Annotated in this window: 14 protein-coding genes; 6 read left to right on the forward strand and 8 right to left on the reverse strand. The window is 40.2% G+C overall.

The features are described 5' to 3' along the window. Positions 1-64: 64 nt before the first annotated feature. Positions 65-700 (forward strand): RNA polymerase sigma factor, encoded by a 636-nt coding sequence (locus tag QUE35_RS11975; RefSeq protein ID WP_022602361.1) that lies wholly within the window; start codon positions 65-67, stop codon positions 698-700. Beyond that, on the forward strand, positions 697-1,830 hold the full coding sequence (locus QUE35_RS11980; protein WP_022602360.1) for an energy transducer TonB: 1,134 nt from the start codon (positions 697-699) through the stop codon (positions 1,828-1,830). Before QUE35_RS11975 ends, QUE35_RS11980 begins: the two co-directional genes overlap by 4 nt. Before the next feature lie 38 nt (positions 1,831-1,868). On the opposite strand, the gene QUE35_RS11985 is transcribed toward QUE35_RS11980, so the two are convergent. From QUE35_RS11985 to QUE35_RS12000, 4 genes are all read right to left on the reverse strand, one after another. Next, entirely contained in the window at positions 1,869-2,600 is a 732-nt protein-coding gene (locus tag QUE35_RS11985; protein WP_022602358.1) for a DUF6250 domain-containing protein, read from the reverse strand. Positions 2,601-2,612: 12 nt separating this feature from the next. After that, positions 2,613-3,806: a threonine ammonia-lyase gene (ilvA, locus tag QUE35_RS11990; RefSeq protein WP_022602357.1), complete on the reverse strand. Its 1,194-nt coding sequence runs from the start codon at positions 3,804-3,806 to the stop codon at positions 2,613-2,615. Positions 3,807-4,057: 251 nt separating this feature from the next. Further along, positions 4,058-5,368, reverse strand: coding sequence for an FAD-dependent oxidoreductase (locus QUE35_RS11995; protein WP_022602353.1), 1,311 nt, complete (start codon positions 5,366-5,368; stop codon positions 4,058-4,060). 375 nt (positions 5,369-5,743) lie between these two features. Further along, the gene (locus tag QUE35_RS12000) at positions 5,744-7,201 is read right to left on the reverse strand and encodes a hypothetical protein (RefSeq protein WP_122329735.1); all 1,458 of its coding nucleotides are present in this window, start codon (positions 7,199-7,201) and stop codon (positions 5,744-5,746) included. Between the two features lie 261 nt (positions 7,202-7,462). Between QUE35_RS12000 and QUE35_RS12005 the strand changes: the two genes are divergently transcribed. Genes QUE35_RS12005 through nifJ form a run of 3 tightly spaced genes read left to right on the forward strand, consistent with a single transcriptional unit; the run spans position 7,463 to position 12,423 of the window. Continuing rightward, a complete protein-coding gene (locus QUE35_RS12005; protein WP_147411981.1) occupies positions 7,463-7,642 on the forward strand; it encodes a hypothetical protein in 180 nt (59 codons plus the stop codon). Between the two features lies 1 nt (position 7,643). Then, a complete protein-coding gene (locus QUE35_RS12010) occupies positions 7,644-8,822 on the forward strand; it encodes an ATP-binding protein (protein ID WP_022602347.1) in 1,179 nt (392 codons plus the stop codon). 52 nt (positions 8,823-8,874) lie between these two features. Then, the gene (gene nifJ, locus QUE35_RS12015) at positions 8,875-12,423 is read left to right on the forward strand and encodes a pyruvate:ferredoxin (flavodoxin) oxidoreductase (RefSeq protein ID WP_022602346.1); all 3,549 of its coding nucleotides are present in this window, start codon (positions 8,875-8,877) and stop codon (positions 12,421-12,423) included. Between the two features lie 229 nt (positions 12,424-12,652). Here the strand turns inward: nifJ and QUE35_RS12020 are convergent, their stop codons facing one another. Continuing rightward, complete coding sequence (locus tag QUE35_RS12020; RefSeq protein WP_022602345.1) at positions 12,653-14,449, reverse strand: LTA synthase family protein; 1,797 nt, start codon at positions 14,447-14,449, stop codon at positions 12,653-12,655. 518 nt (positions 14,450-14,967) lie between these two features. Continuing rightward, a complete protein-coding gene (locus QUE35_RS12025; protein ID WP_022602343.1) occupies positions 14,968-18,237 on the reverse strand; it encodes an alpha-mannosidase in 3,270 nt (1,089 codons plus the stop codon). A gap of 461 nt (positions 18,238-18,698) precedes the next feature. Here QUE35_RS12025 and QUE35_RS12030 point away from each other — a divergent pair, with 461 nt between their 5' ends. Continuing rightward, positions 18,699-20,033 (forward strand): NADP-specific glutamate dehydrogenase, encoded by a 1,335-nt coding sequence (locus QUE35_RS12030; protein ID WP_009317819.1) that lies wholly within the window; start codon positions 18,699-18,701, stop codon positions 20,031-20,033. Positions 20,034-20,150: 117 nt separating this feature from the next. Here the strand turns inward: QUE35_RS12030 and carB are convergent, their stop codons facing one another. Then, entirely contained in the window at positions 20,151-23,369 is a 3,219-nt protein-coding gene (gene carB / locus QUE35_RS12035; protein ID WP_022600298.1) for a carbamoyl-phosphate synthase (glutamine-hydrolyzing) large subunit, read from the reverse strand. A gap of 247 nt (positions 23,370-23,616) precedes the next feature. Continuing rightward, positions 23,617-24,552 carry a M23 family metallopeptidase gene (locus QUE35_RS12040; RefSeq protein ID WP_031258232.1) on the reverse strand — a complete coding sequence of 312 codons (936 nt, stop codon included), beginning with the start codon at positions 24,550-24,552 and terminating at the stop codon, positions 23,617-23,619. Between the last annotated feature and the right edge of the window lie 178 nt (positions 24,553-24,730).

Here is a 24,730-nt window from a genome sequence, read left to right on the forward strand (position 1 = left end):
ATAATACGTTATTTTTGTTGTTTGCTATATAGATGTTTCGGCTTGCCATAATTCCATAAACGGGATGAAAAAAAATTTTTCTTTTGTCGTTTTGAACTGTAACCCTTATCTTTACCGAAAAATCAAATCGACGTTTTTTAAACCGCACATATCGTCTTTGCCCGATGAAGAGTTGCTTGCTCGGTATAATAGAACGGGTGATACGAAATATTTCGGCGAACTGTATAACCGTTATATTCCGTTATTGTACGGAGTCTGTTTGAAATATCTGGGAAATGCCGAGAAAGCAGAAGATGCCGTAATGCAGCTTTTTGAGGAGTTGACCGAAAAAATAGGACGGTATGAGATTACCCTATTTCGTACATGGTTATATAGCGTGGTAAAAAATCATTGTTTTCAACTCTTGCGGAAAGAGGAACGGGAAATTCCGGTAAATCTTGATGCCGATTTTGTGGAATCGGCGGATATCGTGCATCTATTAAGTGACGATGAGGAGGATTCTCGTTTGCCGGCGTTGCAGAAATGTATGAGGCAGTTACCTCCGCAGCAGCGAGAATGCATCGAATTGTTCTTTATGCAAGAACAGTCGTATGCCGATATTGCAAGTCGGACAGGTTATTCTTTGAACCATGTAAAGAGTTATATCCAGAATGGGAAAAGAAACTTGAAAATTTGTATCTTAAAACAGGGTGACGAATGAATTTGAAGCAATACATACGAGGCCGGAGAAGGGGCAAGGCTGCCCGGGATTTGGAGAAGGAAGCGTTGAACGACCCTTTTCTGAATGATGCGATCGACGGGTATGATGCCGTACCGGGCGACCATTCTCGTCATTTGGAGAATTTGCATCGTAAAGTTTCCCGTTCGTCATTAGAGAGGGCCGATTTTCGTCGTTTAGCAGGTCTGGTTGCCGGGCTTTTGATTCTGTTTGCGGTCAATTTCTTTTTTTACCGAAAAGAAAAAGTCGAAATGACGGCAATGGATACTACTGCCGGACAAGCGGAGGCTGTTTGGGCGGATACGGGAAAAAGTGTCGAGACTAAAATCGTTCCGCCCCTGATCGCTGAGGCAAAAGAGAGAGAGACCGAACAAATGGTTCGTAGTGATGATGAAATAAAAAAGGCACATAATGCACCTGTTATCCGACAGAAAAATAAAGAGGGTGTGGTTGAAGAGTCTTTGGCGATGAGTACAGATGTCGTTTCGGAAGATGAGGTGAGACTTGCCGATGCACCGAAAGACGAGGTAAAAGTCATGGCTATGAGTAAACGTGCTGTTGCTGCAGCACGACCGCTTGTTACTGCTGCTCATGAAGCGACCGGGATTGTTACCGATGAGTCGGGTAACCCTTTGGCAGGAGTTGCCGTACAGATAAAAAACTCAAAAACAGGGGTTGTTACCGGATCGGATGGCAGATTTTCGATACCGGTCTCAGGAAAAGATTCTTTACAATTTTCATTCGTAGGATTTGAAACTGCTTCAATCTGCGCCGATCCGAATTCTCCTATGTCGGTTGTCCTATCGGAAAATCCGATGGCTTTAAGCGAATCGGTGATAGTAAAATCCAGCGGTTTAGAGCCGATCGTGGGGTGGAAAGAGTTCCGTAAATATCTGAAACGGGAGATGCGGCTTCCGGCAGATACTTGCCGAAATATTTCGGGTAAAGTATCTTTGGCTTTCGAAATAGACAAACAAGGTCGTCCGGTAAATATCGAAGTTGGAAAATCTCTATGTCCTTCATTAGATCGAGAAGCGGTCCGATTATTGAAAAGCGGTCCTATATGGCAGGGTAGCGCTAAGGTCGGACAAGTCGATATCTGGTTTAAATGATGATCGGGGAAATTAATTCCGGTCTTGGATTAAAAAAATCAGAGTTTCTCTACGCTGAATGCCGTTATTTGTGCCCGGTTTTCTAATAACCGTATTCCGAAATATCCTTTTTCATACGGTTCTTTATCTTCCAGTCGGAAAAGTTCTTCACCATTTACCGAAAATTGTGAGACACCGTCCTGCACCGTGATAACGACATTATACCAGTTGTTCGGCTTCAACAGGTGTTTTTCGTCTGTATATTCTTGTAACAACGGTTTTACTCGGTTATCGTCCTCTGTACCATAGAATTTCCCGTGATATTTCCGGAAACGGGTTGTCGTATTGTCATTCCCTCCGTATCCTACATAATAAAGATTTAGAGAGTTATAATTTTTGAATATACCGTGCCGTTCTTCCGACCGGAAGAAAAGCGAATCGGGATGCAAAGGATCGGATGCAGCCCAAAAACAGTTCATGTCGGCGAGCCGGTCGCTTTCTCGTCCGTCCATGCGTAGAGATATGGAGTAGGATATTTTGTAGTTACCCGAAAGTTCCCGGTTATACCACATGGTGAGACCTTTGGGAGAAACGATCTCTAACGTATCGTGCAGGAATGTAAAGCTTGCCGAGTCCGATTCATCTTCGATGACCCATTCGGAAAGAGGAAATCTTTCGTGGTTTTCTCTGTTCCCGTTATTATCCGTATTCTGTTTTTTCGGTTGACAAGCCGGTAAGATTAATAAATATAATAGAAGAAGAGATAGGCTTGTGAAAAGTCTGTGTTTCATAAATATCCGTGTTTAAGAAATAACATGATAACCTTCCCGAATCAGCTCCTGCCGGATTTTTTCGATGTGTTCGTGATTGCGGGTTTCCATAACGACTTGCAAATAGCAGCCTGTTATGTCTTTGCTGCCCGCCCGTTCGTGATGGACCGAAATAACATTAGCCCCCATTCTGGCAATAATTCCGGTTACGCCGACCAATTGACCGGGACGGTCTGCCAGCTCTACCGTAAGCGTATAAGATCTTCCGGTTTTGAGAAGCCCTCGGTTGATGACACGGGAAAGAATCGTTACGTCGATGTTTCCGCCGGATACAAGGCAAATCACCTTTTTCCCTTTGACAGGAACTTTATTGAACATGGCGGCTGCCACCGATACAGCACCAGCTCCTTCGGCTATCAGTTTCTGCTGTTCGATAAGCGTCAATATTGCCGTAGAGATTTCATCATCGGTTACGGTAACGATCCCATCGACATATTTGTTGCAGATGTCATAGGTATGAATACCCGGTTCTTTTACGGCGATACCGTCGGCAATTGTCGATACCGAGTTGAGACGTTCTATTTTCTGATTAGTTATAGAATTGAGCATACTGGGAGCTCCGCTTGCCTGTACACCGTAGACTTTAACGTTGGGTTTCAGCGATTTTATGGCAAAAGCAACACCGGAAATCAGTCCTCCGCCACCGACAGGGACGATCACTACATCTACATCGGGGAGTTCTTCTAATAATTCGAGTCCGATAGTTCCTTGTCCGGCAATAACATTCTCGTCATCGAACGGATGAACAAACGTATAACCTTTTTCCTCTTTCAGTTGTAATGCTTTTTGATAAGCATCGTCATAAACTCCTTCGACGAGACACACTTCTGCCCCGTATTTTTTTGTAGCTTCTACTTTTGAAATAGGAGCTCCGGCCGGAAGGCAGATCAAAGATTTTATTCCGTTTTTAGTAGCCCCTAAAGCTACGCCTTGAGCATGATTCCCGGCAGAACAGGCGATAACGCCGTGAGCTTTTTCTTCATCGGTAAGTTGGGATATTTTGTAATAAGCACCTCTTACTTTGAAAGAACCGGTCAGTTGCAGATTCTCCGGTTTCAGATATATTTGACTGTCCGGATTGATTTGCGGAGCATATATAAGATCAGTATGACGGATAACCTCTTTCAGTACGTAAGAAGCCTGATAAATCTTATCTAATGTAAGCATAGCGGTTTGGTTATTTTTCTGACGCAATATTACGAAAAACTATTCGATAAAGCGTATCGACCGATGAATATTTTTATTCGGATCAAGACGTCTGCCTGAATTTTGTTTCGGGTCGGATTTTCGATATAAACCGGAAGAAAACGCAAAAGTGACCTGATGATGTTTTCTGCATCGGAAATTCAGGCAGGTTATCAGGCAAATTTCCCCTTGTTAATGGACGCAATGTAAGTATAGTCGTATTGTAAAAATGATTATTCTTCTAAAAGCTTTTTAGCATCTACAAATTGGGCAATACCTTTAGCAACCTGTTTCGCCTCTTTCATTGCCAGAACGACGGTTTGCGGAGTGTGTACGACATCACCGCCTGCAAATACACCTTTTCGGGTAGTCATTCCGTAAGGGCGTTCTTTGGTAATGACATATCCTGTGTCATCGACTTCTATACCGGACGTCGTGGAAACGATCCTATTTGCCGGACGAGAACCTATTGCCAACAAAATCCGATCTATCGGCATAAAATTTTCACCTTCCGGAGTTTTGACTCTGATCTTTTCCAGTTTACCGTTAGAGCCGATAAATTCGGTAACTGTGGTTTCCCATAAAAATTCGACGCCTTCTTCGACTGCCTCGTTATATTCTGTTTGTAGTGCACTCATTTGGTCTATTGTTCTTCTGAACAATACATATACTTTTCCTGCACCCATGCGCAGAGCTGTTCGGGCGGCATCCATAGCTACGTTTCCCCCTCCGATGACGCCGACTATGTCGCCTTGTTTTACCGGAACTTCTTCTCTTCCTATACTTCCGGTGTTGCACAAACTCGCCATGCGGAGAAAGTAGGAAGACTGTGTGACGCCTCTTAGTGTATATCCCGGAGTATCGAGAGATTTGGGCAATGCTGTCCCCGAACCGATAAATACGGCATCAAAGCCTTGTTCGAACATGTCATCTACCGTAATAGCTTGACCTACCATACATTGCGTAATAAACGTTACTCCTAAGGCTTCGATTTTTTTTACTTCCTTGCGCACTACATCTTTAGGCAGCCTGTACTCAGGAATTCCGTACATCAATACACCCCCGGCTTCTTGTTCTCCCTCAAAAATCATGACATTGAATCCTTCTCTTGCCAGGTCTCCTGCTACGGTCAGACCGGCCGGACCTGATCCGATAACGGCAACTTTTCCTCTCGTTTTTTGGGGTATTTTGTCTCGTATTAAACCCATATTTCCGTCAAAGTCTGCTGCAAATCGCTCTAACTTTCCTACTTGTATCGGACGTTTTTTGGCATTTAAAACACAATGACCGACACACTGTTTTTCGTGTGGACATACTCGTCCGCATATTGCCGGAAGATTACTTTTTTCATTGATGATGTGCATCGCTGCACCGATGTTTCCCATAGATAACTGATGAATAAATCCCGGTATGTTGTTTTCGATGGGACAGCCTTTAATACATAAGGGGTTTTTGCAATTGAGGCATCGTTTAGCTTCTTCTATGGCTTCTTTTATGGTAAAACCTTCGTCTAATTCTCCGAATTTGAGATCTTTTGTTTCCATTTAAATAAATATTGTAATCTTGACTTTGCAAAAATAGTATATAATTGTAATATGAACATTGCAAAATTGTTTTTTAACAATTTATTTGAATAGCTTCTTTAAAAGTGTTTTTAGTTTTTACGAGGAGGATAGCAGGTTATCTGACGAGTGAAAACGGGAAAAAAGATCGGAAGAAAGCGCAAAGATGACCTGATGGTATTTTTTTTATTGGAAAACTTAGACAGGCTCTCAATAGCAGATTCTGTCGTATTGAAGTTTTCCCTTTTAAAAAGGAGGAGATATTAGATTCTTGATAGTTATGAAAGCAGAGAGGTATATAATAGAAAAGGCGTCATTTGACGCCTTTTCTATTATATTAAGATAAACACGATGTTATTATTTTACTATTACTTTTGTTGTTTTAGTTCCGGTACGGATAATGTACGTATTCGGTTCTAATGAGAATGTTGCGCTTCCGGATACCTCTTTTTGAGCAACTTTACCTCCATTTAAGAGATAAATCTCGACAGTACCTGTATAGCCTTGAACAAATACATTTCCGTTTATACTATATATCTTTAAGTTTTCGATTGTTCCGTTATTTTCGATTCCCTGTTCATAATCGAAAGTGAGCGTATATACGTGTTTATTTTCGGGATCGGTTGCGATATTGCTGCCCGATACGGTAATCGTGACTACTTTTTCGTTGATTTCTATATCTACAGTAGCTCCTTTTCCGTCAGCTTCTGCAATAATTTGATCTTTTGCAGGAACTTCTCCGCTGACGGTGTAATCATATTTGTCTTTAGAGAATCCTTCTAATGCTGTGCCGTTAATACTTAACGAAGATAATTGAGAGCGAGTATCTTGATAAGTCAATGTATACGTATGAGTATTATTATTGTTTTCGCTGTAATCGTTTCCCTTTACAACGATTGTAACGACATTTTCGTTAATTGTAGTTTCTATCGATGCCCCTTTACCGTCCGATACGGCTTCTATTTGGTCTTCGGTAGGAACGACTCCGTCACCTGTTATCGTATAGTTATAGGTATCTTTATCAAATCCGTCAACCGCTACGCCTCCGATTTTCAATGATTCTAATTTTGAATTGTAGATAAATTCGATGTCATCGATATATACTACATCTTCTTTACTTCCTCCACCCGCAGTTTTATTTGTAGTGAAAGTTAGTAATAAAAATGAGGGTGTAGCATTTTGAGTATATTCAAAATTAACGGTCTTTTGTACCCATTGTTCATTGGTCGTTGTATAGTTCAATTCTGCAGATCCAATTTTGTGGCTGAGAATAGTCTCGTCTTTTGTCGGATCTTGATAACGAAAATTGTCATGCAGGATTGCTGCCATCCGGGCTTCTTCGGTCGAACTTGCCATTTTCGACTTTACCCAAAATGAGATGGAATCAGGGAGACCGGTAAATTTTTGTTGGTACTCTTCATTTTCAAGATCAGTAAAATTGTAATTCCCCGTTTCGTCAGTCGGAGTCATGCTACCGGCATTCATTCTGCCGGTGGTAAGTGTTCCATTTCCTACGACATTACCTATAGGGTTTGTTGCGGAAATTTTTGCGCAACTGCCTGATCCTGTACGGGTGTCGGTACTTTGAGAAACAGAGGCTTTTGTCATACTTTGTAGATTTCCGGCAGCAGTCCCGAAAGAATGCCAATATTGGGGGGCATTTTCTGTTGATTTGCCGAGAAAGCCTCCCCAAGTTGTTTCTTTCCATGTTCCCTCAAATCCGGGATTCGGCAATTGGTATTGCGCTTGAACATTTATACAACCTGCAATTATACATGCGATTGCAAGCATCATTTTTCGAGTAAACTTATTCATAATTAATGTAATTAAGATTTGATGCAAAGATAGGTCAATAAATACGGAGCGTGGTTTTGAATACATTTTTTAACTGAATAAAATATTTATAAACAAGTGATTTTGAAAGGAGTAAATTATTATATAAATAGAGATAAATATCTGTCATTATAGGGGTTTCGAAAAAGTGATTCCGTTTTTGATGCAAAGAAGAAGATATGTTTGAAATCACAAATTTTTTTAATATTCGAGCTGGTGAATAAAATATTGAAACTCAATAAGATGAATAAAAGAACATTTGAAATTAAAAATAGACCAAAACAAGCAAAATGTAATATTTTCTTCTCTTTTTCTTTTGAGAGGAGAGACGAAAAACTTTCAGAAAAAATAGTACAAATTGTAATCTCTACTTTGCAAAAAATCAATTTTTTCTTATCTTTGCCCCGTCTTACAGAACAATAGCGTGGAAGCATTCTTTAGAACACATAAATATCTGGTAGAGCATGTAAACTCTCCTGTAAAGAGAGAACTGATGCGGGAGATCGACTGGAGTCACCGGCTTATAGGTATCAAAGGCAGTCGGGGGGTCGGAAAGACTACGTTTTTGCTGCAATATGCTAAGGAAAATTTCGGTACCGATCGTTCTTGCCTTTATATCAATCTGAACCATCTTTATTTTACCGAACGGACATTAATCGATTTTGCCGATGAATTCAGAATAAAGGGAGGAAAAACTTTATTGATCGATCAGGTATTTAAATATCCCGGCTGGTCAGAAGAGTTGAGATATTGTTATGATCACTTTCCGGAGTTGAAGATTGTTTTTTCCGGTTCTTCTGTGATGCGGTTAAAAGAGGAAAATCCTTTGCTTTCGGGTGTCGCGGATTCTTATAATCTGAGGGGATTTTCTTTTAGGGAATATTTAAACCTGATGGCGGGGACGGATTTCCCTTCGGTGAAGTTGGACGAGTTGTTATGCAATCATACGGTTATTGCATCGGAAATATGTAATAAGGTGAAACCTTTGGCATATTTTCAAGACTATCTGCATCACGGTTTTTATCCTTTTTTTCTGGAGAAGCGTAATTTCTCGGAAAATTTGATTAAAACGATGAATATGATGATGGAGGTAGATATCCTTTTCATCAAACAGATAGAACTTACTTATTTACCGAAAGTGCGTAAGCTTTTATATTTGTTAGCCGTAAATGCACCTTCTGCTCCGAATGTGAGTCAGTTGAGCAAAGAGATACAGACGTCGAGGGCTACAGTTGTGAACTATATCAAATATCTGAAAGATGCCCGACTTATCAATATGTTGTATCCTGTTGATGAGGAATTTCCCAAAAAGCCGGCAATGGTATATATGCACAATACGAATCTGATGTACCCGATTCGTCCGGCTCAAGTAGAAGAGCAAGCGGTTCGGGAGACATTCTTTTATAATACTTTGCATAAGGATAACCGGTTGAATAAAGGTGAAAAGAATACGCATTTCCTTGTTAATCAGAAGTATAATTTTAAGATAGAGAGCGAAAACATACGGGGAAGAATAAATCCCGATATTTATTATACGATAGATCGTACCGAAATCGGCAGGGAGAATAAAATTCCGCTGTGGTTGTTCGGATTTTTATATTAATTTCAGTAATATTGTAATTGCATTTTTAAATTCTCAAATATATATTTAGAATATGACCAAACAAAAGAAAATGTTGACCTGTGATGGTAATCAAGCGGCTGCACATATCTCGTATATGTTCAGTGAAGTGGCTGCTATTTATCCTATCACACCCTCTTCAACCATGGCAGAATACGTGGATGAGTGGGCTGCTGCCGGAAGAAAAAATATCTTCGGCGAAACCGTATTAGTTCAAGAAATGCAATCGGAAGCCGGTGCAGCGGGTGCTGTACACGGTTCTTTACAGGCCGGAGCTTTGACTACGACCTATACTGCATCTCAGGGATTATTGTTGATGATCCCGAATATGTACAAAATTGCCGGAGAATTCCTTCCTTGTGTATTTCATGTTTCTGCCCGTACGTTGGCATCTCATGCACTTTGTATCTTCGGAGATCATCAAGATGTAATGTCGACCCGTCAGACCGGATTCGCTATGTTGGCAGAAGGTTCGGTTCAAGAGGTTATGGATCTTGCCGGAGTCGCTCACTTATCGACTATTAAAGCTCGTGTGCCTTTCGTCAACTTCTTTGACGGATTCCGTACTTCTCATGAGATACAGAAAATAGAAATGTTGGAAAATGAAGATCTTGCTCCGTTGATCGATCAAGAAGCTCTTCAAGAATTCCGTAACCGTGCCTTGAACCCCGAAAATCCGGTGGCTCGCGGTATGGCTGAAAATCCGGATACTTTCTTCCAACATCGGGAGTCATGTAATAACTATTACGAAGCTGTTCCGGCTATCGTAGAGGAATACATGAATGAAATTTCGAAAATTACCGGACGTAAATACGGTCTGTTCGATTATTACGGAGCTGAAGATGCCGACCGTGTGATTATCGCTATGGGGTCTGTAACGGAAGCTGCCCGTGAAGCTATCGATTATCTGACAGCCAAAGGTGAAAAAGTAGGTTTGGTTTCGGTACACTTGTATCGTCCGTTCTCTGCAAAACATTTCTTGGCCGCTGTTCCTAAAACTGCAAAACGTATTGCCGTTCTGGATCGTACAAAAGAACCTGGCGCTACCGGAGAACCTTTATATCTGGATGTTAAAGATGTGTTCTACGGACAAGAAAATGCTCCTGAAATCGTAGGCGGACGCTATGGTTTGGGTTCTAAAGATACTACTCCGTCTCAGATATTGGCCGTATTTGAGAATCTTGCTTTGCCGATGCCGAAAAATAACTTTACTATCGGTATCGTTGATGATGTAACCTTTACATCTTTACCTCAAAAAGAAGAAATCGCCATGGGTGGCGAAGGTATGTTTGAAGCTAAGTTTTACGGATTGGGCGCTGATGGAACAGTCGGTGCTAACAAGAACTCCGTAAAAATTATCGGTGACAATACCGATAAGCATTGTCAGGCATACTTCTCTTATGACTCTAAGAAGTCGGGTGGTTTCACTTGTTCTCACCTTCGTTTCGGAGATAGCCCTATTCGTTCTACTTATTTGGTAAATACTCCGAATTTTGTCGCTTGTCATGTACAGGCCTATTTGCGTATGTATGATGTGACTCGCGGTCTTCGTGAGAACGGAACTTTCTTGTTGAATACGATCTGGAACGAGGAAGAACTGGCAAAGCATTTGCCGAATAAAGTAAAACGCTATTTCGCACAGAAAAACATAAGTGTTTATTATATTAATGCGACTCAGATAGCTCAGGAAATCGGTTTGGGTAATCGTACCAATACGATCCTGCAATCTGCTTTCTTCCGTATTACTGGTGTAATTCCTGTCGATCTGGCTATCGAACAGATGAAGAAGTTCATCGTAAAATCTTACGGTAAAAAAGGTGAAGATGTCGTAAACAAAAATTATGCTGCCGTTGACCGTGGCGGTGAATATAAACAACTTACCGTAGATCCTGCATGGGCGAATCTGCCGGATGATGAAGTGCTGCCGAACAATGATCCGGCGTTCATCAACGAAGTTGTTCGTCCTATCAATGCACAAGATGGCGATCTGCTTCCTGTATCAGCATTTAAAGGTCTTGAAGACGGTACTTGGCATCAGGGGACAGCTAAATACGAGAAACGTGGTGTCGCAGCTTTTGTTCCGGTATGGACAGCTGAAAACTGTATACAGTGCAACAAATGTGCTTATGTTTGTCCTCACGCTTCTATCCGCCCGTTCGTTCTTGATGCGGCAGAACAATCAGGTGCGAATTTCCCGATGCTTAAAGCGGTGGGAAAAGCTTTTGACGGCATGACATTCCGCATGCAGGTAGATGTTCTCGACTGTTTGGGTTGTGGTAACTGTGTTGACGTATGTCCGGGTAATAAGAATGGTAAAGCTTTGGCTATGACCGATCTTGAATCTCAATTGCCTCAAGCTGCCAACTGGGAATATTGCGTTAATAACGTGAAGAGCAAACAACATCTTGTAGATATCAAAGCTAATGTGAAGAACTCACAGTTCGCTACTCCTCTCTTCGAATTCTCCGGTGCATGTTCGGGTTGCGGTGAAACTCCGTACGTGAAATTGATTTCTCAATTGTTCGGTGATCGTGAGATGGTTGCTAATGCAACAGGATGTTCTTCGATCTATTCAGGTTCTATCCCTTCGACTCCTTATACGACAAACGAAAAAGGTCACGGTCCGGCATGGGCGAACTCTTTGTTCGAGGATTTCTGTGAATTCGGTTTCGGTATGTATCTTGCCGTTGACAAAATGCGTGAACGTATCGTTAAGTTGATGAATCAGGCTATCGAAAGCGGTTGTCCCGAAGAAATGAAGACTTTGTTTACCGAATGGATCGCCGATAAGGAAAATACCGAACGTTCTATCGAACTGGAAGCTAAGATCACACCGATGGTAAAAGCTGCAGCCGATAAGTGTGAAATTTGTAAGGAGATCGCTTCATTGAGCAAATATCTCATCAAGAAATCTCAATGGATTATCGGTGGTGACGGAGCTTCTTATGATATCGGTTTCGGTGGTCTCGACCATGTTCTTGCATCCGGTAAGAATGTAAATATCCTCGTATTGGATACAGAAGTTTATTCGAATACGGGTGGTCAAGCTTCTAAAGCGACTCCGGTAGGAGCTATTGCTAAATTTGCCGCTGCCGGTAAACGTGTACGCAAGAAAGATCTCGGTTTGATCGCTTCTACTTACGGTTATGTATATTGCGCACAAATCGCTATGGGTGCTGATCAGGCTCAGACTCTGAAAGCTATTCGCGAAGCTGAAGCTTACGACGGACCTTCTATTATTATCGCTTATGCTCCGTGTATCAACCACGGTTTGAAGAAAGGTATGGGTAAAGCTCAGGCCGAAGAAGCTGCTGCTGTTGAATGCGGATATTGGCATTTGTGGCGTTATAATCCTATGCTCGAGGCAGAAGGCAAAAATCCGTTTACATTGGACAGCAAAGAACCGCAATGGGATAAGTTCCAAGACTTCCTGAAGGGAGAAGTTCGTTACGCTTCTGTAATGAAACAGTATCCGAACGAAGCCGCCGAATTATTCCAAGCTGCTCAAGATAATGCAAAATGGAGATATAATAACTACAAACGTCTTGCAAAACAACAGTGGGGTGTTGAAGTAGAAGATTGATTTTCATCTATGTTATATTGAAAAAGGGAGAGCATTATGTTCTCCCTTTTTATTTTCGGTAATAAATTTATTTGAGTTCTTTATAAGAACGATAGCGGGCAATCTGAAAAATGAAAATGAGAAGCAGACCGGAAGAAAATACAGAAATGACCTGATGATATTTTCTTATCGAAAATTTTGAATAAGCTCTTGGTAGAAGACTATGTCGTTTAGAATATCTTGAACCTTTTTATTTTGGACGAGAGGCAAAAGACCCGAAATAGTCTTTGGATAAAATAAGATTTGATATGTCCCAAGCTTTTATTTGATCAGGTATAAGAGGAGAGTCGCTATTTCCGTATATCGATTTTTTGTCCCAGTGTACGGCACTGGATACGGGATATTGTAAAATGCTGTGTCCCATTCCTCTCCAGGAATAATTGTTCAAGCCCATGACATCGAGTAAAGTCGAGTATATGTCGATTTGTCCCATAATATTTTTATAATTTAGAGAAAGTGGGACATTTAGAATAATCATCGCGGTTTCTCTATCAGATAGTTTTCTTTTTTTTCTGCCGTCTAAAACGTTTTTACCTAATTCATCATGATCGGAGACGATGACTATCGTTGAATTTTTATATAAATTGTTCTTTTTCAGAGAATCGATAAAAGAACCGATTGCCTGATCTGTGTAATGGAATGCCTCCATACAGTTTCTTACCGTAGAAGTAAATTGCTTGGACTCGGATATCCGGGTTTTATTTATAGGAGTGTCGTAAGGCATGTGTGTCGAGGCGGTTACGATCTGACAGAAGAAGGGTTCGGGCAAATTTTTTATAATTCTAAAACTTTGTTGCATCAGAGATTTATCGCTGATACTGCCGCGTATCATATCGTCTTTTTCCAGACATTTTTTGTCATAAAGCGTGTCGAATGAGAAGGCTTTAGACATTTCTTTTTGATTCCAAAAGTTTCCGGCATCGCTGATAATATTGAGGCTATAATAACCATAAGGTTTTAGGGCATCGGCTAATGACGGAAAATGTTTTGTTTTGCAGGTTGTTGCCGCTGCTCCTAATTGCAGAGGTAGAATTCCCGTATTGATCATAAGATGTCCGTCGCTTGATCTGCCGTCTTTTACTTGGGGAAGAATATGCAAAGCCGAAATAACAGAATCTTCTTTTATAAAACGGTTTAGGTTGGGAGTTATTTCGATTCCGTCTATGGTTCTGTTTAATAGCCATGAATTGAGAGACTCGACGATAATGATGATCAGATTTTTTCGGGGATGATCAAGAATCGTATTGTGTATTTGTTTTTTTTCTTTTGACAAAATGAACCGGTCGATATAGTTTTTTTCTTCTGGTGTTATTTTTTTTGAAGTTGTTGTCGCTTTAGTTAAAGTATAAACAAAGTAAGGAACAAGTCCGTTTGCTTCGACATAGAATGACGGTCCGAAAGATGCAGTCCATCTTATCCAAGGAGACGGTCGGTTCGGATCTTTTATTATCGCTGCTTTTAATGGTGTTGCAAGATACCCGAAAGAACAAATTATGAATATCATTGCACCGTAAGCAATACGTTTTGGGAGAGGTTCGTATGCGCCGATATTGTTTTTATAAAATCCTAAGTACAAAAGTAATAGTAGTATGGTGGGTAGAATGACCCATATATCTCCCGGATGAATAGATCCGATAATGCTTTTTATCAGCAACTCGGAAATGTTATCGAATAAAAAATAGGATGAAAAGGGCATTAGAGTCTGATATGTCCTGAAATACCATATTTGAGATAAACAAAATATATCCAAGAGAAATAATAAAATGAAAATTATCCATTTCCGTTTGTTCATGAGAAAAAAAGGAAGCATGAGCATACACGCATCGAACAGGCTTCTGAATTTTCTGACTATTAATGTAAATGCAGATGTTTCGTTTTGCATTATGTTGTATTGTAATATTTCTATGGATATTGCAGCGCAAATTGCAGTCAGAAAATAAAATAGCAAAAGTCTAAAATTTATATTTTTGAAAAATTCAATGTTCATATTAGTTTATAAATCAATAAAATATAAATATATTATTAGATGTACTATAATATTATAGTATTAATTACGCACTAAAATTTATCTTTTTAAGTGGGATTAAGAGCCTGTTTAAATTTTCCAATAAAAAAATACTATCAGGTCTTTTTTTGTGTTCTCTTCCGGTCTTTTCCCCTGTTTTCCCTTGTCAGATAGCCCGCTATCCTCCTCGTAAAAACAGAAAAACATACTCGGAAGAAATTCTCAAAACTGACCCGAATAAAGTTTAAACAGGCTCTAAATAGATATAACTATTCTGTGAATGTTGGCTTTATCTTTTGATTGTCCGTATATTTATACATAGACAATTTATTCTAATCTAAAGTGATGAAAAATCAACATTATTTTGGGCTTCAAAATTAATATAAAATGGGAATAGACACAACATCCTGTATAAGAAATGCTTGTGAATATATAATAAAAACCAGACACCCTGATGAATTATTCCATCAGGGTGTCTGGTCTTGAAGTTTTCCTTTTACTTAATTCTTAGCATATTCGATTACCCGAGTTTGTTTAGGCAAAGCTCTCGGTTCTATTGCCTGTTTTATATTATTAGCAGGATCGATGCTTGCTGTTGCGGCAAATACAACGATATTTTCGTTATCGGGTAGGATAATTTGGGACGCACCTTTCGGTATGTCTAATTCCAGACGATAGATATAGGTAAATTGATACGGTTCGTTGCGGAATACATATTGGTTAGAACCTTCAAGTCCTAATACCTGATGGTGGCGATGTGTGCCTACATGGGCGATAACACCGTCTTTTACATACCCTTCACTGAAATTCTGTAATCCCCATTGTGAATAGAAATCGCTATAGTACGGGATTTTCAGATCGACAGCTTGATCTCCTATATGGAATGTGGCTGTACGATCTTTGTCTGTTGCGGCAGCAAGTATATACACTTTGTCGTATGTTTTATCCTGAGGTATGTCGATTGTGTCGCCTTTACATTTAATTATATTGTTTATCCCGGCTTTTCCCATTTTGAAAGGTATCCCGTTTACCTCTAAGACTGCAGGTAATAATTCTGCAGCATAAGAGCATTTATTTCCATCTACATCAGCTATTTCGGCAAAATAGTCTGTCGATATGCCGTTTGCGTTATAACTCAAAGCAATACTTTTGCTCTCTGCCGATTGTAATTTGTGGTTCGGATCTTTCAGTTTCACAATAAAAGTTTTAGGCTGGAACTTACTGCAACTGATAGAAATCGAGTTCCCGGATACAGGTACATCTCCGACATTTTCTTCGATCCCGTTCACCTCACGAGCCCATTCTATATCTGTCGGGAAAGAAATATGTGCATCTTTCACTTCTTTTCCGGCTGTTTCATAAACCCGTAAGACGTATCCGTTCCCGTTTTCGGCTTTTTTCAGCATTTTGACGGCTACTTGAGGTGTATCTGAATTTACGAATGATATTGTTTTTCCTAATACTCCGTTATGTTTAGGTGCAATATAAGTTATTAACGGTTGATTCAACTCTTCAGCTTTTTGTATGATTCCTGCATTTTCGAGAGATTGAGTATGTCCTACTATGGAGTAAATGATCTGGTGGTGTCCGAAATCCATAGTTCTTTGATGAGCATATCGTTTGTCAGAACCCGGTGTGTGCAGCAAAGTCAGGCGAAGCGTATTATCGTCAGGCTTGTCCCAACCGTATTTGCAGTTGTTTAGAATTGAGACACCGTAAGATCCGTCTTTATCAGAAAGATCAGCCCAATGTTGTGCGTAAACTTCATAAGCAAGTTCTGTGTTGTTGCCTCTTTTTATGTTTCCTAATCCTAAATCATAAGTAGCTTCTTTATTGGATACAGATAGCGGAAATTCGGCTTTTAATAATGAAGCCTTTGTTGCCCAGTCTATATCGGTAATGATGTCGATGCGATCATCAGCAGCACCTTCGGTGAGGCAAATGCGTTGAGTAAATTTACTGTCACCGTATTTACGTTCTACTTTCAGCACAGATCGTAAACCTCCATTTTCTTCTATTGTGATTTTGACATCTTCTTTTATGGATTCGGGTTCGGCATCTATTACGCTTTTAATGATTTCCCATGCCGGCCATTCGTTCGACATATTGTTTCGGAATAAAGCGAGACGTATAGCCTTTCCATTTTTAACAAGTTCTTTGCCGACTCTTTTGTCTATGATCGAAGATATATCGCCATTGGAGTTTAGAGTGACCTTGTAAATACTGTTTTCGATAGAGTTTGCAGTGGTTATCAGAGTTTTCGTATTTTTTTGTTTTCCGGATAAACGAATGTCGTATACGCTATAACTCACCGGATCGACATTTGCCGTGAATAAGATGTGGGCTTTTCCGTCGGTATATCCGAGTATTTGTGCGGGAGTTTCTTTTCCGTCGGGAGTGTAAACTTTTATACCTGAAGGAAATTTATCTGTGGGGATAAAAGCTTCGGCAATATTTTTACGGGCATAAGCAGCCGGATTATAGATTACGACCGGAATACCTTTGACTTTTGTGTTCATTCCTGAAATAACTGCACCGCTTGCCGTGTTCATCACCTGCATAAACTGAGTTTGGGAAAGAATCTCATCATTCCAAGAAAAAGGATATGCTTCCCGAATACTTGTTCCTGTAAGATCGTCATGAAATTGATGCCAAATGAAACGCTGCCAGCTTTCGGTCAAGGTTTTACTTTGATAAGGTAAAGCGCCGAGCCATTCGGCCATTACGGATGCCCGTTCTGCTGCATCTGCTAATTGTTCGTTTCTGCGATTGAATCGTTTCATTGCCGATTGGGAGGTGTAGCATCCCGAAGCATGTACGTCCATTAGCAATTCGCCGTCGAATACCGGTAACTCTTTTACTTTTCCGGAATGTAGATAGTCCTTGTATAGTTGGTCGGAAGATGCGCAGACAATTTCTATCGGTCCGTCTCCTGAAACTTGGGCTTTTTCTATTGCCATAGCGGAGACAGGCATTGCAGAACCCCCTCTGTCTCCGGCACCGAAATAGCGGTATGCCGTATGCATCGGATCTCTTTCTACACTTTGTATCAGATCATTATCTTTTGTAAGATCATCGTCTTTAAAATTATGTACATAACTACCACAATCTAAAGCACATATCAGTTCTGCTCCGTCAATACCTTTCCAGCGTCCTATGGTGAAAGGTATTTTCGAGTCTCCGTAAAACGGTTTTTTGCGCCATCCCAATTTTTGAGTGGAGAAGCCTATGAGGCCGCAATGTTTGGCAATAGAAGGAAGCGTGTAACCGAAACCGAAACAGTCGGGTAAAAAAATGTCAGTCGATTTCAGTCCGAATTCTTTTTTATAAAATTCTTGTCCGAGCAATATGTTCCTGAAACTGGATTCGGGAGACGGAACATTTACATCATTGGCATCCCAAGAAGAACCGGATACATGCCATCTCCCGTTTTTTATAGCCTCTTTTACTTTTTCGTAGTCAAGGGGATAGTACTCTTTCATCCAGTTATATTTTACAGCTCCTTCAAAATTGAAAATATAATCGGGATAGTCGTGTATAAGCGCTAAGTTCTGATAAATGGTACGAGGAATATAATCTATGATCGATGTCCTCACAGTCCATAACCATTGGGTATCCAGATGTGCGTTGGAGACAACGTATGCCTTACCTGATTTTGGGGGCTGTGTAGCCGGAGTATTTCCGGCAATACTTACTAAACAGATTGCTAATATCCATTTTTTTGGTAGAAAGGAAATGCCCTTTTTGCGTGTTGGAAAAATTTTTTTCATAAGTGTGTAATTTATGTGTAGTTAGATGATGGCATATTATGACTTTATAAAATAATTCCAGATGCATTAAAGATATGAAATATAATTTAATAACCGATTAAGAGCCCGCTTAAATTTTCCGACAAAACAATGTTGTAAGAAAATTTAGACAGAATATTTGAGTATATTGTATTTCCCTTTGTGTCAAAATTTCTAATAAATAAGTAAAAACGAAACTTTTTGCCATTAAAAATAATTTTATTGCGCTTTTTGTTATTTATTTTCTGTTATTTCTTGCAATTATCAAATTATTTGTTTTAAATTTGCGTCAAAATAAAAGATATAGCCTCTATTTCTTGCGTTTTTATTACTAATGAGCAGTTGAAAAGTAAAAAGTCAGAAGCGAAAAGGGAATAAAGGCTTGCTTTATGCAAAAATGGGATCGTAATTTGAATTATTTACTACTATAAATTATTAAGAAAATGAATGCGCAAAACGTACTGAGTGAATTGAAAAGACGTTTCCCGAATGAACCTGAATATCATCAGGCTGTGGAAGAAGTGTTGTCAACTATCGAGGATGCCTACAATGAACATCCTGAGTTTGACCGTTACAATCTTATCGAAAGATTGTGTATTCCTGATCGTATTTTTTCGTTTCGTGTAACTTGGTTGGACGATAAGGGAAAGGTACAAACCAATATGGGATATCGTGTACAGCATAATAATGCAATCGGACCGTACAAAGGGGGGATTCGTTTCCATTCATCCGTAAACTTATCTATCCTTAAATTCCTTGCGTTCGAACAGACTTTTAAAAACTCTTTGACAACATTGCCTATGGGGGGTGGTAAAGGAGGTTCGGACTTTAACCCGAAAGGAAAATCCGATACGGAAATCATGCGTTTTTGTCAGGCTTTTGTTACTGAATTGTGGCGTCATATCGGACCGGAAACTGATGTTCCTGCCGGTGATATCGGAGTTGGAGGACGTGAGGTCGGTTATATGTATGGTATGTATAAAAAACTGGCTCGTGAAAATACAGGGACTTTTACCGGTAAAGGACTTGAATTCGGAGGTTCTTTGATTCGTCCTGAGGCTACCGGTTATGGTAATGTATATTTCCTCCTTGAAATGTTGAAAACCCGGAATATCGATATTAAAGGTAAAGTCGTTACGGTATCGGGATCGGGAAATGTAGCTCAATATACAGTAGAAAAATTGATCAGTCTCGGAGCTAAAGTTGTCACCATGTCTGATAGTAACGGTTATATTTATGATCCTGACGGTATTGATGAAGCCAAATTGAAGTATATCTTTGAATTGAAAAATCTGTATCGCGGACGTATAAAGGAATATGCAGAACAGTATGGTTGCAAGTATGTAGAAGGCGGTCGTCCTTGGGGAGAAAAATGCGACATCGCCATGCCGAGTGCTACTCAGAACGAATTGGATGGAGATGATGCTCGTGCTTTGCTTGCAAATGGATGTTTTGCCGTGTCGGAAGGTGCGAACATGCCTTCGACTCCTGAGGCTATCGATGAATTCTTGAAAGCGAAGATTCTTTATGCTCCGGGTAAAGCGGCTAATGCCGGAGGTGTTTCTGTTAGTGGTCTCGAAATGACTCAGAACTCTATCAAATTAAACTGGACGGCAGAAGAAGTCGATGCTCGTTTGAAACAGATTATGTTCGACATCCATACTCAATGTGTACGTTATGGAAAACAAGAGGATGGTACTGTTAACTATGTCAAGGGTGCTAATGTTGCCGGATTTATGAAAGTTGCAAAAGCAATGATGGCACAAGGCGTGTTGTAGTGGAGTTTTCTAAATCATACGATAAAAAGTAAGGCGGATATTTTATCTGCCTTACTTTTTATCGTATGATTTAGAACCTTTTAAGTTTTGTACTTAAAAGGTTCTTGAAATAATCTTTTATCTGTATTCTTTCCAACTTTTGATTTCTATGTCTTCCATTCCTATGTTACAAAATGCTTCTATAAATGCACTTGCCAGACGGGCATTTGTCAGTAACGGAATATTGTGATCTATCGAAGCACGGCGTATCTTGTAACCGTTGGTCAGTTCCCGTTTAGTATGATTTTTAGGGATATTGATGACCAATTCGAATTTATGTTCCGAGATCATGTCCATGACGTTGTTTTCTTTATTTTCATCCGGCCATGAGACAACTTGCACATTCTTTACGCCATTGTCTTTTAGAAATTTTTGTGTTCCGGCTGTGGCATATAAATCATACCCTTTTTGATCGAGTAGTCGGCAAGCTTCCAATAAATCGACTTTAGATTTTGCCGATCCTGAAGAGACCATTACGCTCTTTTGGGGAATGTTATACCCTACTGCAATCATAGAAGTCAAAAGAGCTTCATTGAAATCTTCTCCGATACATCCGACTTCTCCGGTAGATGCCATATCCACACCTAATACAGGATCGGCATTCTGTAACCGGGCGAAAGAGAATTGTGAGGCTTTGACGCCGATGCAATCAACATCGAAAGCCGATTTATCGGGCTGTGAGTATGGGGCGTCGAGCATAATGCGGGTTGCCGTTTCGATAAAGTTGCGCTTCAATACTTTAGAAACGAACGGAAAACTTCGAGATGCCCGCAAGTTACATTCGATAACTTTCACTTCATTATTCTTGGCAAGATACTGAATGTTGAAAGGTCCGCTGATATTCAATTCTTTTGCGATCTGCCGGCTGATTTTCTTTATACGGCGGGCAGTCTCAAAATAGATTTTCTGAGCCGGGAAAACCAGAGTCGCATCTCCTGAATGTACTCCTGCAAACTCGACATGTTCGGAGATGGCATACTCCACAACTTCTCCGTTTTTGGCTACGGCATCGAATTCTATCTCTTTGGCGTTCTGCAAAAATTGAGAAACTACAACGGGATATTCTTTTGATACGTGAGCAGCGAGATCGAGGAAGTTTCTCAATCCTTCTTTATCGTAGCAAACATTCATGGCAGCTCCGGAAAGTACATATGACGGACGTACCAATACCGGGAATCCTACTTTTTCGATAAAAGCATCGATTTCGTCCATACTGGTGAGCTCTTTCCATGCCGGTTGGTCTATACCCAATTGATCGAGCATGCTGGAAAATTTGTGACGGTTTTCTGCACGGTCGATGGAGACTGGAGATGTTCCGAGAATAGGTACTTGCTGACGATGTAATTTCATTGCCAGGTTATTCGGAATTTGTCCGCCTACCGATACGATGACCCCTTTAGGAGATTCCAAGTCGATCACATCGAGTACCCGTTCATAGGTCAGCTCATCGAAATAAAGCCGGTCGCACATGTCGTAGTCTGTCGATACGGTTTCAGGATTGTAGTTGATCATTATCGATTTATATCCTAATTTACGAGCTGTTTGCACGGCATTTACCGAACACCAGTCGAATTCTACCGAACTACCTATGCGATATGCTCCTGATCCGAGCACGACAACCGATTTGTCGTTTTTGTAGTAGGGAATGTCATGATCGCTTCCGTCATACGTCAAATACAAGTAGTTGGTCAATTCGGGATGTTCTGACGCAACCGTGTTAATCCGTTTTACCGAAGGAAGTATTCCTAATTTCTTCCGATAGTTACGGGTACGGATATTTTCAGCTTCCATATTCCCTTGTGGGTTTTCTACAAAACGGGCAATCTGGAAATCGGAGAATCCGAGACGTTTTGCTTCGAGCATTACGTCTGCAGGAATATCTTCTATATGATCGTATGTCTGAAGTTTTAATTTATAGTCGTGGATATTTTTCAGCTTACCGAGAAACCATGGGTCTATTTTTGTCAGATCATGTATTTTCTCGATCGTATAACCTTTGTCGAATGCTTCGGCAATGGCGAAGATACGCATATCGGTCGGGTGGGAGAGTTCTTCTGCCAGATTGTCGAATTTCAGGTCGCTGTTTCCTACAAAACCGTGCATTCCCTGTCCGATCATTCTTAAACCTTTTTGAATGATTTCTTCAAAACTTTTACCGATAGACATGATTTCTCCTACCGATTTCATGCTCGATCCGATCAGTCGGGATACTCCGGCGAATTTGTTCAAATCCCAGCGGGGAATTTTGCAGATATAGTAGTCGAGACTCGGTGCTACGTATGCCGAATTGGGAGTTCCCATTTCTCCGATTTGATCTAGGGAATAACCCAGAGCGAGTTTTGCAGCGACGAATGCTAAAGGATAACCGGTCGCTTTTGAGGCTAAAGCTGAAGAACGGCTCAACCGGGCATTGACTTCGATTACCCGATAATCATCTGTTTCGGAATTGAAGGCGTACTGTATATTGCATTCTCCGACGATACCCAGATGGCGGATAGTTTTTTTAGAAAGGTCTTGTAATAGAGCCAGTTCTTTTTCGTCAAGAGAACAAGTCGGTGCTACAACGATACTTTCACCGGTATGTATACCCAGCGGATCGAAGTTTTCCATACTCGCAACGGTAAAACAGTGATCGTTTTTGTCTCGGATAACTTCGAATTCAATTTCTTTCCATCCTTTCAAGGATTCTTCTACTAAAATTTGGTTTGAGTAGGAGAATGCGTTTTCGGCAAGTTCTTTTAATTCTTTTTCGTTATAGCAAAAACCGCTACCCATACCGCCTAAAGCGTATGCCGAACGTATGATCAGAGGATATCCGATCGATTCGGCTGCTTTGAAAGCATCTTCCATAGATTCTACAGCGATGCTTTTCGGTGTTTTTACTCCGATTTCATTTAGTTTTTTAACAAATAAATCCCGGTCTTCGGTATTCATTATCGCTTCTACCGAAGTACCCAATACTTTTACATTGTATTTATCCAGAATCCCTTTGTTATATAGTTCTGTACCACAATTCAGTGCTGTTTGACCGCCAAATGCGAGAAGAATGCCGTCGGGTTGTTCCTTTTTAAAAATTTCTTCTACGAAATAAGGGGTTACAGGTAAGAAATATACTTGATCGGCAATCCCTTCCGACGTTTGTATTGTCGCGATGTTAGGATTAATAAGGACTGTCTTGATTCCTTCTTCTTTTAATGCTTTTAACGCTTGAGATCCGGAATAGTCAAATTCTCCCGCTTGTCCGATTTTTAAAGCGCCGGATCCTAATACCAGTACTTTTTTAATAGATTTCTGCATAAATGGATATTATTTAAATTCTTGTTGTCCGATCAAAAAAAATGCGTTAGCAATAAAGCCAACGCATTATATAATAAAAATTTTAAGTTCATTGTCTACGAAAAACGGGAAATTGCTGTCGGGATTCGACATGCTTGAATGCGGTATGCCACTATTCAGATAAATATTAATTATCATATCTTTCCTGTTTTTCAAAATCTCGGTAAAGATAACAGCTTTTAATCAGAATGTCAAATTTTCACTTCTTTTATTTTACTCGAATAGGTTGTCCCAATCGCAATATCTTATTTTTACTGATACCGTTCAATCGGCATAATGTATTTACTGTTGTACGGTATTTGACGGCAATAGAAGAGAGCGTATCTCCTTTTTTCACTCTATAAGTGACATATTTGCTTCCGTTATTTCCGCTTTTCGATGCTGCAGTGCGTGCCGAATAAACATTCTTTACGGATGTTTTTGCTCTGAATACATAAGTATCGGTATGGGGAACTTGATTGACAAAATCGAAAATTTCGTTCGGATTTATATCCAAACCTAAAAAACGCGTTTCAAAATGGAGGTGAGGACCTGTTGATCTTCCGGTGTTGCCTCCTAATGCAATAGGATCACCTACTTTGACAATTTGATTGGGGCGAACCAATATTTTTGAAAGATGCCCGTAAATTGTTTCCAATCCGTTTGGATGCCTTAATAAGACATAATAGCCGTATCCTCTGGCTTCATATTTCGTAATTCTTACTTTTCCGGAAAATGCGGCCCTTACGGTATCTCCTACTTGAAGTTTCAAATCTACTCCTCTGTGCATTCTGCGCCAGCGAGGACCGTAATCAGAGGTTTTGTATCCCGGAACTGGCATGCAATAGTTAGAGACGTCGATTGAAAACGAGTCGGGAAATTGCACAGTCGATTTATAAGGATTTACCCATTCTGTATTCCAATTATCTCCGTAAAGATCAAGAGCGGGGTATTCGTTATATTCCTGTTCCAGCCTTTTTTTTAGAGCGGCCGAATCCACCACATTCATAATGCGGGGAATTACTTTATTGTAGGCGATAAGGTCTTCTTGAATGGAGGTATGTTTTTTAGTGGCCGGCTTTGAGGTTTGCGCTGAAACTAAACCAAAGGGGATCACTGTGAATAAGCCTGTAATAATAAATTGTTTTAATCCAATCAATTTCATTCCGATGATTTTTTGTCTTACTTTTCCGGATTTCCCGGAACATGGATAATGTAAATGTGGATATCGTAATCGATACGCTATGTGCCTAGATTTAGGCTCACATTTTCAAAGGTAATGATTTTGTCCGGAAAAAGGATTTTCTGATTAACATCTTTTACGGTAGCGGAAAGAAAAATAA

This window comes from Coprobacter fastidiosus, from assembly GCF_030296935.1.
Lineage (GTDB): Bacteria > Bacteroidota > Bacteroidia > Bacteroidales > Coprobacteraceae > Coprobacter > Coprobacter fastidiosus.